Genomic DNA, 12,961 nt, shown 5'->3' with positions numbered 1-12,961 from the left:
CAACTACATTCTAATCATAGTAATCTTTAAATACTAAAAGAGAAAAATATTAATATTATTTCAAAAGGGATTTATATATCTGTCCGACACAAATTCCGCCATCATTGATCGCTAATTGTAGCGGAAAATAGAGGTTTTGTGTGACATTTTGAAGAATCTGCTCCATCAGTGTGCGATTTTGAAACACGCCACCTCCAAGGACTATAGGGTAGGTGTAGCGTGAGCTTATTTCAAGAAGAATTTTGACCAAAGTATTCATAAATTTAGAGGCAATAAGGCGTGGTTCACGGTCATAAAGCATTTGAGCAAACATAGGCTTATAGTGGACTATTTTATCGTCAATTTTCACTTCATAAGAGTCTAAAATCAAAGGGTCATAAAGCCTTTCTATGAGCAATCCACTCTCGCCATCATAGCTCACATTCTCTTCCATTCCGCACAAAACAGCAACTGCATCAAAGAGTCTTCCCACGGAAGAGCAACGTGGTGCATTGATCTTTTTAGTATAAACATGTTTAAGAAGTTTGAGGGATTTTTCATCAAAATAGTTTAAGAGATGAACATCTGCTTCATCGCCAAGCGTATCCCACAAAAGTGAAGCTAAAATGCGCTTAATTTCTTTAATACTCGCGTCCCCTCCCAAAAGTAAAAATGGTTCAAAAGAGACGACACGCTCGTAACGTTCTTGATCGCACAGTAAAAATTCGCCACCCCAAATGGTACCATCATCGCCGTACCCTGTGCCATCCCATGCAATACCCAATACAGGTTCACTTATGTGATGCTCAAACATGGTTGAAAGAATATGTGCATAGTGATGCTGTACTTGCACAAAAGGGATATTTTGCTTTTTTGCCCATTGCGTTGAGACGTAATTGGGATGCAAATCACCCACAATAAGATCGGGAGTAAAATCGTAAAAACGCGCAAAGCTTTCTATCATTTTTTCAAAAAGCTCATTGCTCGCAATATTATCCAAATCGCCAATATACGGGCTTACAATTATCTGGTGGTTTAGATAAATCGCAATCGCATTTTTTTGATGTGCGCCAACTGCTAAAATCTTACGCTCATCTTTACAATCCACTCTAAAACTCTGCGGTGCAATGCCGCGTGAAGAGCGCATCAAGAGCATTTCATCTCCAATGTACTGCAAAACACTGTCATCACTTGAGTTGACAATCTCGCGGTTATAATCAAGATAATACTCCACAACATCCTTCAGCTTCTGTTGTAAAACAGTTGCATCACTGATAATCGGCTCACCCGAGCGGTTCGCACTGGTCGCAACAATCGGATTTTTGAGGTATTCGAAAAGAATTACATGTAAAGGTGTGTAAGGAAGAAATACACCGAGACGATCAATGCACGGTGCAATAAGCGGGCTTATCTTGGAAGCATGAAATCGACGCTTTACAAGAACAATTGGACGAAGCAGTGAGCTAACGCCCTCCTCTTCTTTAACGCTTAAAACACACTCTTCTTTGATGGCTTCAAGATTTTTAAACATCACTGCAAACGGTTTTGAAGGTCGGTGTTTACGCTCTCTCAAGCGTGCAACCACATCGTCTTGCGTTGCATCGCACATGAGATGAAAGCCACCCATGCCTTTCATTGCGACGATATACCCTGTGTTAAGCAGCTCCGCTAATTGGACTATTGCCTCTTCATTCATGGCAAGGAGTTCTCCGTTGATGGAACGTAAAGAGAGTGTTGGCCCACATTTGGAACAACTAATGGGTTGAGCATGATAGCGACGATCCAAGGGGTTTGTATATTCACTTTGGCATTCTTCACACATCACAAAAGGTTGCATTGAGGTATAAGGGCGATCATATGGAACGGTTTTAATGATGGAATAGCGAGGCCCACAATTGGTACAGTTGGTAAAAAAATAGTGATAGCGACGATTGGTTGGGTCTTGCAACTCTCTTAAACACTCTTTACACAGAGACATGTCTGGTAACACGAGTGAGGATTTAGTGCTTGCTTCATCGCTATGGCGAATTTCGAAAGAGGTATCGTCTTTACATGTAAGAATATTTTTTTGCCAAAAATCAATACGAGCTAAAGGAGGAAGTTCTTTAAACAAAGCCTGTTCAAACGCATCAAGGCTCTCTTTAAATCCTTCTATCTCGATAACAACGCCTTTTGCATTGTTGAGTACAAAACCATGAAGTGTGTAACGCGAGGCTATGGTATAGACAAAGGGGCGAAAACCAACCCCTTGGACAATACCTTCAATATGATAAATCAGACGAGATTTACTGATCAATCGGCAACTCTTTATTAAAGCAAATCGTATGATTTGGTCTAAGATTTTTAGTGAGCATCTCAGAAAATCGTTTGTGAGCAAAGAGTGAACCACAAAGGGCGATCTTCGTTGTCATAAGATTCTCTTTATGTGCGTCGGCTAGGTCAGAGATAAAATAGGAGAGACTCTCCATATACCCAAAACTGAGCGTTGTATTATCGGTTCCTGCAACTTTATAGCTGATACCGCTACGAACCAACCGCACATAGTTAAGATCAGAACTCAGAGCATCCTCTTTTTCCAAGAAATAGTCAATGCGTGGACCTTTTAAACCACCAAAATCTTCAGCATTTTCAAAAAGTTGTTCTGCTGCATTTTCAAAATCATCGCTTAAGCCTAATGCCATTGCAACAATTTTCCAAAGAGAATAGATACTTTTAGGAAGATCACTCGGAATGGCAGTTTGAATAGCATGCGCATAAACTTCAGGAAATTGCTCTTTATAATTGGCAACCAAACGCTCTGCACTTGGACTACTTCGCTCAATCTCAGCAAACAGTTCTGCAAAAGATATTGGAAGCGAAACCTCTACAAGATTGAGCATACCATGCTCTTTCGAGTAGTGCATAATTCTATCATTATGGCTTTGGCTGAGATAAAAACAACTTGACGTTGCATCAAAGAGTTGATGTTCTTGCATAATAGAAGCAAATGCCGCATGAGAAGGCTCATCAAATTTTTCTAAACTTGCTTTGAGCGTTTTAGAAGCATAATCTTTACCCTTAAGGATCAAAATTGCACCATTTTCAAGGACACTTATCACCAAAGGCTCTAGCGCTTCAGACTGGGCAGTATAATCAACGCTATACGCTGTTTTGCATTGTGCCAACGTAGCTTTGAAAATAAACTGAACCCCTTTAGCAAAAAGACGTTTTGAAAGATGATACAAGAAAAGATCATCTGCAAGTCTGAGCATCACACGAGCATCACTTAAAATACCTTTTTGTGCAAAAAGGCTATTGACTTTAAAACGAATTGCTGGACGTTCCAAAGAAGCCAGTGCTTTGATCTCATTTTCCCTGCTCACAACCATACGCTCAACGACAGATAAATCTGTTGCAATCACCTCAAATGTTTTAAGAGCAGTGCTGTTTTCAATTTTTCCAAAAACAAAAGAACCATTTTTGGTTTGTATCGCTACATTTTCACCATTTGAGATAAGTTCTGAAATTTTTTCATAAAGCTTTTCATAGCCCTCAGAATTGTTTACATGTAAAAGTTCTTTACCCTCGTGCAAAAGCTTTACATTGGCATCTTTGGGTGTGCTTGCAAAAGGAGAAAGATAAAGTGGAGAATTGGGTGTATTAACAGAGGCTAATATTTTGGGTGTAAACTCTACCGTATACGCCATCACAGTTACTACTTCCTGATCTTCTGGCATAACATCGAGTACTTCCACGCTGGAAGATTTAAAAAAGATAGATAATGGAAGCGAAGCAGAGAGTGTATCGGCAAACGTACCTAACACTGTCTCATCAGCTTCTACAAAAAGTGTTACAATCGTCTCTTTGCGAATAATTTTATGGCTAATGCCAAAATCACTCGCAATTTCTTTCAGTAAATTTTCTAAAATACCGTTATTTGAAACATAATTAAATTCAAATGCTAAGATCATCGATCCTCCAGACAGGATGTGTTTGCCACACTTTGGATATCAATATCGCTGATTTGCTGATACGAAAAGCCTAATTCTACCAAATGTTTCAGTAAAACGCTCTCCATAACGCTACTTCCTTTAACGACAGCATCGGTCAGTTGGAGCGTTGTATCTTCAATAACTTCGGGAATAATGCCCACTATTTTCGTAGGTGGTCGATCTCCTACTAAATCCATCATAGAGAGGGTTTGTAACATTTCTACTTCATGCACACTACCTTGCCATGTAATAGAATTGGGGACATTTTCAAAATCGAAGAAGTAAACATCACCGATCTCGCCATCATTGGCATCAACACAATCAAGAACGATCAGGTAGTCATATTCAACGATAATAGGGATTAATCTCTCTGCAAGGGTACCGCCATCAATAAATGTGAGGGTGTGTTCAGAAGAAGAAAACGCATACTTTTTTTCAACAAGGCGGCAAAGATGAACTCCGACGCCTTCGTCGGAGAACATCACATTGCCAATGCCCAAAATCAACACTTTCAAGCCAAGACTCTCTTAGTGTTTGTGTTGTTTATGAAATTTGTAACCACTAATAATCGCATCCATTGAACCCTCTTTACCCATGATTGAGTTAAAGATTGCCATATAGATGTGAATTGGTATAAAGATCAAAATACCCCACATAACGATGTGGTGAATTTCTCGAACCATTGAAAGTCCACCTAACATTGCTTCAATTGGACGCATATAGTCGTATAAAAATAGACCGATACCACCAGCTTGATAACAATGTACATACAAAATTAAGCCTGTTAAGCTGATGATAAAAATCATCGTATAAAGACCTACGTATGCTATAAATTGCAACGGATTATAAACACCTCTTAAATGAGGATGTTCCCCCATAAAAAGGTAATATTTAAGCTGTGCAATCCATACTTTTGGACTGATAAAATCTAAAAACGATACTCTCTCTTTTGAGCTGATACGATCAACACAAAAAAGGTATGTTTTAAAAAGCGTAATTGCAATAAGCAAAAATCCTGCGATTTCATGCCACATTCTGAACTTTGCATTCAAGAAGAGGATAGGCTCATCCGATGCTTCAGGAGCAATGAATACATACGTTAAATAAAAACCTGTCACCGTTAATACAAAAATAGCAATTGCTCTAAGCCAGTGCGTCCAACGAAGCCCTGCTGAGAACTCAAATTCTATATCTCTTTTCATTGTTAGACTCCCTTTCGCTTTTAGCAAGACGCGCCGTTAACATTGACCTTATAACTGCTCATCTCATTACCTTTTGTATCCATAACATGTACAGCACATGCAAGACATGGATCGTAAGAGTGGATGATTCTTACAATTTCAAGCGGTTGAGAAAGATCTGTAATCTTCAAACCAATTAAAGACTCTTCATATGATCCTCTAACACCTTTTGCATCTTTAGGACTTGCATTCCATGTACTAGGCACTACTGCTTGGTAGTTTTCGATCACACCGTTTTTGATTTTAACCCAGTGACTTAGAACACCACGAGGAACATGTCCGATGTAGCGACCTTTGTACTCTTTGTTTTTATCAATTTTGTAACTTGTACACGTTGAATCATCAACTTTGAGGTTTTGAATCAATGCGGTAAATGCTTCCATACCATTGTCAGCAATCACTTTAGCTTCAATCATACGACATGCTGTACGACCTAGTGTTGAAGCAACAGCTGAAATTGGAAGACCTGTATCTTTTAAGAATTTATCAACAACGACTTTAACACGTTTGTTTCCAAGTGCGTAGTTAATAACGATATTTGCCAATGGTCCAACTTGAAGTGGGTTACCATCGTAACGAGGAGCTTTTACCCACGTATATTTACCTTTTTCATCAATAACTTTAGTTGCAGCGAGTACGCCTTTGTCATTAATTGTTTGAGCATCTTTAAAGCCAGTATAATTAGGCTCTTGACGACCCTCATATGGGTGGTAAGCCGCATTGTCTTTATACCATGAACGTGTTGCTTCTTCGGTAATTTTGCTCTCATCCAATGTTTGAACTTTAAATGGTTTACCTGTGATTAAGTTAACCACATCTTCACCCATCATCACACCACTGTCAAATAAGAACTCTTTTGCATTGATTTGGAACTCTTTTTGTGTAAAGAGATTTGGTACACCCAAGCCTCCTGTTACACTTGGTTCTTTTGCATAAGCAAGACCAGCCATAACAACGTCAGGATAGTAAGCACGATTAACGAAATCTGCAACTTCTTTAAATTTAGTCATATATTCGCCTAAACGTGAAGGAGATTGAAGATCCATAACACACGTTACACCACCAACCGTTAAGCTTTGTGGGTGTGGTTGTTTTGCACCAAAAATAGCCATCATTTGAGCGATTGTTCTTTGAAGTTCTAGTGCTTTAAGGTAGTGAGAAACTGCGATCAAGTTTTGCTCAGGTGTTAATTTATAGGTTGCATGTCCCCAGTACGCATTCGCGAATGGTCCAAGATTTCCTTTTTTAACAAATTCTGATACTCTTTTTTGAGTTGCAACAAGATCATCAGCACCACAGGCAATTGGAGCATCTGTGTACTTAAATGACTCAGCAGCAGCTTTGTGCGGATCCGCTTTAAGAGCAGAAACAACATCAACCCAGTCAAGACCATGAAGATGATAAAAGTGTACAACGTGATCATGTAAGAAAAGTGCATTGTTCATCAATGTACGTGTCAATTTTGCATTAAGTGGAGGCTCAATTCCTAGAGCATCTTCAACTGCCATAATACCTGCTTTGTAGTGTGAGTACGTACAAACACCACAAATTCTTTGTACCATAAAGCCAGCATCTCTTGGATCTCTGCCTTTAAGGATAGTCTCAATTCCTCTCCAAAGTGTTGAAGAAGAGTATGCTTCGGTAACAACATTGTTGTCATCTACAATAACTTCAACTCTTAAGTGTCCTTCGATTCTGGTGATTGGATCAACTACGATTCTTTTGCTCATTATCTTATCCTTCTATTATTCTTCAGTTTTTCCACTGCCCTTAACCGCAGCAATCGCCGCATGAGCCGCAATACCTACTGCAGTCGCAGTTAAGAGTGCTACGCCAACTTTATCGGCAGTCTTATCAGCGCCCTCACCGTAAACAGTGTTGTATAATCTATCACCAAGAGGCTCTTCAAATGGTCCCATATTATCCCAGAAACCAGGCTCTGAACAACCAATACAGCCGTGACCTGCTTGAACTGGCCAAGAAGTATGTTGGTTAAATCTCTCACGTGAACAGTTATTGAAGGTATAAGGACCTTTACAACCCACTTTATAAAGACAGAAACCTTTTTTAGCACCTGCATCACCGAACTCTTGAACGAATTCGCCCGCATCGAAGTGACCACGTCTTTCGCAAAGATCATGAATTCTAAGACCATAAGCCCATTTTGGACGATTGTAAGCATCAAGTGCTGGAAGTGTGCCAAAAAGGATATAGTGAAGTACGTTACCGACAATGTTTTTCTCACTTGGAGGACAACCTGGAACGTTAATGACAGGTTTATTAGTAATTTTACTGAGTGGTTGTGCGTTTGTTGGGTTTGGATGAGCCGCTTGGATACCACCAAAACTTGAACAAGAACCAATCGCAAAGATTGCTGCTGCAGAATCTGAAGCTTTTTTGGCACTTGCTTGGCCTGTTTGACCGTGTGGTCCAACGGTTAAGTAGAAGTCGCTGCTTCCTGCTGGAATGCCGCCTTCAACCATTAAGATATATTTACCTTTGTATTTTTCAATAGCACTCTCAAGATTGTGCTCTGCTTGCCAGCCCGCAGCAACCATAAGCGTCTCGTGATACTCTAGTGAAATGTGATCAAAGATCAAACTATCGATTGTTGGAGCGTCCGTTCTTAATAAACTCTCACTACAGCCTGTACACTCAGCCATGTGCAACCAAATAACCGGTAAACGATCTGTCAACTCAGCTGCTTGTGCCATAAGCGGTGTAAATGTTGAAGGTAATGACAACATTGCAGTAACACCTGCTGCCCACTTCATAAAATCTCTACGGCTGATACCATGTTCTTCCATCAGTGCCGCAATAGATTTTTCCTCCTTAATTCGGGGGAACTTCTCAAGATTGCTAAGTCTCTCAGCAAGCCTTTCGTACAGTTTTGCGTGTTCCATAAATCTCTCCTGTGTAAATTTTCCAAGATCAAAAAGTTAAGGCATCATTCAGAAAACAGACAATAGTTATTTACCTGAATGAGTATTCATTTAGCATTAAATCAAAAAACGTTTCACAATATGCTGGGAATGCACGCTATTAAGGCTTGTTTAAAGCAATAGAGTAGAAATGTAACAAAAAAAGAGGATAAAAAGTGTATTATATTAAAAATGGCTAAATTGTCACACGGGGAATAATACGTTTATTGCGTGGTACAGACCGAACAAACGTCAAAACTTTTAAGAACAAAATCCGCTTTGGTAAACGAATTTAGACCAATTAAAGCTTTTTGAGCCGTCGAAGGATTTTGTTTATCACCATTTCCCAAATTCCATACTGTTGGCGTGATAATGTCGTAGGACTCTATAATACCTTGATGGACAACAACATGGTGTATGAGTGAGCCTCTTGGTGCTTCAATCACACCAACCCCTTCACCACTCAAACCATGAATCTCTTTTTTAGGAGGAATCAAAGAAGCTTCTTTCAAATCAATACTCTGAAGGAGCGCTTTTGTACGCCACAACAAATGCGCACACTCAACAGCTCTTGCAACAACGCGTGTTAATGCCGCGTCTTTAAAACGTCTGTGAAAATCACGCATCAATGGCTCTTTAGCCACCATTAAACGCGACAAAGGTCCTACTTCGCAGAAACTCTTTTTATACATTGCACTTTTAGAATAGGTATATCCGCTGTTCTTATCGGCAAAAAAAGTATGATCTAAACTTTCATGCACATACTTAACATCAGCTCCCAATACCGTCGTTTTAGAGGCCTTAAGGCTTCCTTCATACATAAAAGATTCACCAAGCGCTAAAAAACGGTCAAAACTACGCCCTAAACGATCAAAACCATGTTTAAGCATTTCATCAATTCCGAAGGAAAGAGCCGAAGGAACTGACATCACTTGCAGTGCTGAGTCAAAACTCAAAAACTCTTCTAAGCTCATGCCATAAAAATGCTCCTCACAAAAAGCGATCACAGCATCCAAACATCCATGAGCACTGATAAGATCACTTCGAAGTGGATCGCACGTAACACCACCCGCCATGACAAACGAACCATGCGGCCACTGACCGGTAAAGTGTGCCCCCATTTTCAAGCTATCCATAATGGCACGTTGTGCTTGAAACCACTGTTTCTCTTTAAAAGCATTGCCTTTGTATGTTGGATCAGAGACTCTTTTCAGTTCTGGCAAAATGGTAAAAAAATACCATTTAATATGGTTTTGAATCTTCTCAGCATTGAGTGCAATTTCGCGAATATCTTTGGCTTTTTGGTTTACATGTAAAGATTCGCCTGCACTTTTAAAACACTCTTCTATGGCTAACACAGAAGCGATAGCATGTGAATGCGAGCAAATGCCACATACTTTAGGTGTCAATGCTAAAGCATCAAGCAAAGGGCGCTTTTTGAGAATCTCTTCAATGCCACGGTAATTAAAAAATTTGATTTTGGCAAAACTAACCTGCTCTTTTTCCCACTCAAGCTCCAAGGTCGCTTCACCTTCAATTCTTTGAATAATCTCTTTAGTTATCTTCATCAATCAGCTTCTTTTCAAGTCTCTCTATCTTAAAACTTTTTGCCACTCCAGCAAGCGTATAGTAAGCACGTTTGGAGATGCCAAAGGGTGTTTGCGGTAGAGACATATTTTTTTGCGTTTCATACAGTGCAAGGCGAGGAAAATCAAACTCAGTACATCCTAAACACGGAGATCCTGCTCTGGTTTTTGAACTCACATCATTCCACAAAATCTTATTGCAATTAGCATGGCTCATGGGACCCAAACAACCATGATCATAAAACAGACACCCTTCTTTTTGCCCAAGTTGTTTACTATCGACCTTCCATTCAAAATACTCATTGCGTAAACACCCATGATGGGCGAGGTATGAAAAGACCTCTTTGGGGCGTAAAAATTCATCTAAAAGCACCTTTTCTCCATTATGCAGCGCCAAAAGAGTCTCAACAAGCCACCGTGGATGCACAGGACAGCCTGAAATGTTAATGACATTGTTTCTCTCCAACCAATACCCACCCTTCTCTTTTCCACTAAAGAGTGCGCCTGTAATCTTTTCAGGATCGCGCAAACGAAAGACACCGCCAAAACTGGCACAACTTCCGGCACAGATAATATATTTGGCACGTGCAGCTAAAGTATCGAGAATTTCGTAAAACGGGAGGTTAAAGCGTTGAATTAAACGTTCATCATGGCTCAGAGCACCCTCTAATATGAGAAAATCAAAGGTTTCATCACTCCTTAAAAGGCTCATAAAATCCTCTGCCCCACACCATAATGGATGGTAAAGCATATCAAACGAAGCAGCAAAGCTTGGCATGTAAGCATAATTTAAAAACGAGTGGCTATTGCCATTACATGTAAGACCTTGAAGCCAGATGATGGATGATTTGTGAGGCATTAGTATTGTTTCAAAGCATTATAGATATTGAGTGAAATTTCATCCACATAAGCGCTTAGTACTTTATCGAGCACACCTTCGCCACTTAAGAAAACAAAACCACCTAGATAGCCCATAAAAAGACCAAAAGCAGAAAAAAAGTCTTGGTTGCGTAACTCACCCTTAGCAACACCTTCTTCAAAGAAAATCATCAGTTCTGTTACAAAAGAAGAGACACAAATCATTCCTTCGCAACCCTCTTTGAAGACCTCTTTATTGGCAAGGTAAACGCGTAAAAAGTAGTTAATATGCTGAGGCTTTAACGTTGCCATTTCAAAATAGAGTGCGACAATTTTACGAATTTTTTCTTTTGCACTTCCCTCTTCTTCATTGACTTTTCGAATTTCAGCGCCCAAAATGTCAGATGAGTACTTGATGATCTCTTTAGCGAGCAACTCTTTGGAAGAAAAATAATTATATATGTTACCCACACTCATACCCATCGCTTTGGCAATATCGGGAATCGTTGTTGCATAAAAACCTTGCGTTGAAAACAGCATCAATGCCGCATCTAAAATCTTTTCACTTTTACGTAATTTTTTATCCACGAATACGATCCTTCTTACTGCGCTTTGGCTCATTTTACCATTTTTATTAATGTTCATTTAAAATGTTTCACTATAATTTTATCGATTCATTATCAAAGGAGTACAAATTGTTACTTATGAAACTTAAAACTGAAGAGAAATTTGCTTTTTTGCAACTGGCGCAATATGTTGCAAAACAAGATGGAGAATACGGTCTTAAAGAGCGTGAAGTGGTGGAAGAATACTGTACTGAAATGGGCATTGATAATATGGAAATGAATTTAGATCAATTTGTGCTAGAAGAGAGTCTCTCTGTCTTTAGAACACCTCAAAGTCGAAAAATAGCAATTCTTGGATTGATGGTACTGGTTCACATCGATGATAAGTTTGGCATTAATGAACATAAAATTATGGATAAAATCGCTCAGACGTTCAATTTCAGTGAACAAGAAATGCATCTTTTTTCAATGTGGGGGAAAGCAGGTTCAGCACTGTATGAGCAAGCGCTTGTTTTTACGACAGTTTAAAAGGCTGGGAATTTTCCCAGCCTAGAATGTTTTAACGATTTTTCTTACTCTTTTTTTCTTCGATTAGTTTACCTTCTAATATCTTCTTACCACTCTCAACACCGGGTTGATCATAGGTATTAACATTCATCATTTGACCAACAAGAGATGTTAAAAGCTCATAATAGAAAATCAACTTTCCAATGTTCTCTTCATCAATGTGTTGAAGGGTAATGGTGTCGATTGGAATATCTTTTTTATCCAAAAGCGCTTCAATGGTCGAATCTGCTTGCATATTGATAAGATCGCAAAAAGCAATACCATTCATCAAATCCAAGCCCTCAAGCTCTTTAAGCGTAATCGCTGGAATTTTGATCTTATCATCAAAATTTTCAATTTTAAGTACGGTTACACTTTTATCGCGAAGTCCTTCAACAATAAGTTGTAAGAAGGAGTGTTGATCTTTTGGACCAATCAAACCAACCGGTGTAAGACCCACGTTAAAACTGCTATGGCGTTGTTTTTTACCCAAACTCTCACCCCAAAGCTGAACATACCAATCCGTAAAGCAGTCCAAACTCTCAGAGTATGCAAAGAGTGTATTGATGTTGTAATGCATAGAATTTTTAGCGTAATAGGTCGCTTTTTTCATCAACGTCTCTTTGATGTAGCCATCTTCAAAGAAGCTTTTTTTAATCGCCTTTGCACCATCAAGTAAGCGTTGAATATCCACACCTACCAAAAGCAATGGCGCAAGCCCCGCTGCACTTAAAACAGAGAAACGTCCACCAACATTGATAGGAATATGCAGAACAAAAGAGTTAAATGTTTTAGCATGCGCTTCCAATTTTGAGCCATCATCGGTGACAAAGGTAAAACGATAATCAAGGGGAATATCTTTGGCTTTCAAAAGGGAAAGAACGTATTTGTAAACCGAGATTGTCTCGATGGTTGTACCTGATTTACTGATGACAAAAAAGTGGGTGTTTTTAATGTCCAATTTGTTGAGTGTTGAGCGAATAGAAGCAGGATCAGTACTCTCAAAAAGGTGTAAACGTTTGTCAAAATCGCGAATACCTTGAAGAGCTCTAAAGATCGCTTTTGGTCCTAATGAGCTTCCACCAATACCGATAATAGCGATATCTTTGATCGCATCGTAATCATTTTTTGATTTAAAATCTGTTAAGTAGTCTTCAAGAGCGCTAATATCTTGATCTGGCAGAGCATAGTAGCCAATGGTATTTTGCTCAGCGATGATTTTATCGAAGATGCCCTCTTCCACTTTAATGTTAAAATAGAGTGAATTTTTCAAACTTATCCTCCAAATGATAA

At 39.2% G+C, this 12,961-nt stretch carries 11 protein-coding genes; 1 reads left to right on the top strand and 10 read right to left on the bottom strand.

From position 1 onward, the window contains the following. Nucleotides 1-55: 55 nt before the first annotated feature. The 9 genes from hypF to SAR02S_RS04660 form a co-directional block, all read right to left on the bottom strand. The gene (gene hypF / locus SAR02S_RS04700) at nt 56-2,275 is read right to left on the bottom strand and encodes a carbamoyltransferase HypF (protein WP_041957441.1); all 2,220 of its coding nucleotides are present in this window, start codon (nt 2,273-2,275) and stop codon (nt 56-58) included. Next, nucleotides 2,265-3,929: a hypothetical protein gene (locus SAR02S_RS04695; RefSeq protein ID WP_041957440.1), complete on the bottom strand. Its 1,665-nt coding sequence runs from the start codon at nt 3,927-3,929 to the stop codon at nt 2,265-2,267. The genes hypF and SAR02S_RS04695 overlap by 11 nt, the downstream gene beginning before the upstream one ends. Continuing rightward, a complete protein-coding gene (locus tag SAR02S_RS04690) occupies nt 3,926-4,465 on the bottom strand; it encodes a HyaD/HybD family hydrogenase maturation endopeptidase (protein WP_041957439.1) in 540 nt (179 codons plus the stop codon). Before SAR02S_RS04690 ends, SAR02S_RS04695 begins: the two co-directional genes overlap by 4 nt. Before the next feature lie 12 nt (nt 4,466-4,477). Continuing rightward, nucleotides 4,478-5,152, bottom strand: coding sequence for a Ni/Fe-hydrogenase, b-type cytochrome subunit (cybH, locus tag SAR02S_RS04685; RefSeq protein WP_041957438.1), 675 nt, complete (start codon nt 5,150-5,152; stop codon nt 4,478-4,480). A 20-nt stretch (nt 5,153-5,172) separates the two neighbouring features. Beyond that, nucleotides 5,173-6,921 carry a nickel-dependent hydrogenase large subunit gene (locus tag SAR02S_RS04680; protein ID WP_041957437.1) on the bottom strand — a complete coding sequence of 583 codons (1,749 nt, stop codon included), beginning with the start codon at nt 6,919-6,921 and terminating at the stop codon, nt 5,173-5,175. A gap of 15 nt (nt 6,922-6,936) precedes the next feature. Further along, a complete protein-coding gene (locus SAR02S_RS04675; protein ID WP_041957436.1) occupies nt 6,937-8,094 on the bottom strand; it encodes a hydrogenase small subunit in 1,158 nt (385 codons plus the stop codon). A gap of 242 nt (nt 8,095-8,336) precedes the next feature. Next, nucleotides 8,337-9,680, bottom strand: coding sequence for a nickel-dependent hydrogenase large subunit (locus tag SAR02S_RS04670; protein ID WP_041957435.1), 1,344 nt, complete (start codon nt 9,678-9,680; stop codon nt 8,337-8,339). Further along, entirely contained in the window at nt 9,667-10,557 is an 891-nt protein-coding gene (locus SAR02S_RS04665; protein WP_052433535.1) for an NADH-quinone oxidoreductase subunit B family protein, read from the bottom strand. Before SAR02S_RS04665 ends, SAR02S_RS04670 begins: the two co-directional genes overlap by 14 nt. Continuing rightward, complete coding sequence (locus tag SAR02S_RS04660; protein ID WP_369384986.1) at nt 10,557-11,144, bottom strand: TetR/AcrR family transcriptional regulator; 588 nt, start codon at nt 11,142-11,144, stop codon at nt 10,557-10,559. The genes SAR02S_RS04665 and SAR02S_RS04660 overlap by 1 nt, the downstream gene beginning before the upstream one ends. Nucleotides 11,145-11,260: 116 nt before the next feature. Between SAR02S_RS04660 and SAR02S_RS04655 the strand changes: the two genes are divergently transcribed. Beyond that, nucleotides 11,261-11,650, top strand: coding sequence for a TerB family tellurite resistance protein (locus SAR02S_RS04655; RefSeq protein ID WP_232294008.1), 390 nt, complete (start codon nt 11,261-11,263; stop codon nt 11,648-11,650). Between the two features lie 31 nt (nt 11,651-11,681). Here SAR02S_RS04655 and SAR02S_RS04650 read toward each other — a convergent pair whose 3' ends face one another. Continuing rightward, a complete protein-coding gene (locus tag SAR02S_RS04650) occupies nt 11,682-12,941 on the bottom strand; it encodes a glucose-6-phosphate isomerase (RefSeq protein ID WP_041957433.1) in 1,260 nt (419 codons plus the stop codon). Between the last annotated feature and the right edge of the window lie 20 nt (nt 12,942-12,961).

The organism is Sulfurospirillum arsenophilum NBRC 109478 (assembly GCF_000813345.1).
In the GTDB taxonomy this organism is placed as follows: Bacteria; Campylobacterota; Campylobacteria; order Campylobacterales; family Sulfurospirillaceae; genus Sulfurospirillum; species Sulfurospirillum arsenophilum.
The sequence above is the reverse complement of the archived record's forward strand: the minus strand, read 5'-3'. Positions and strand labels throughout refer to the sequence as shown.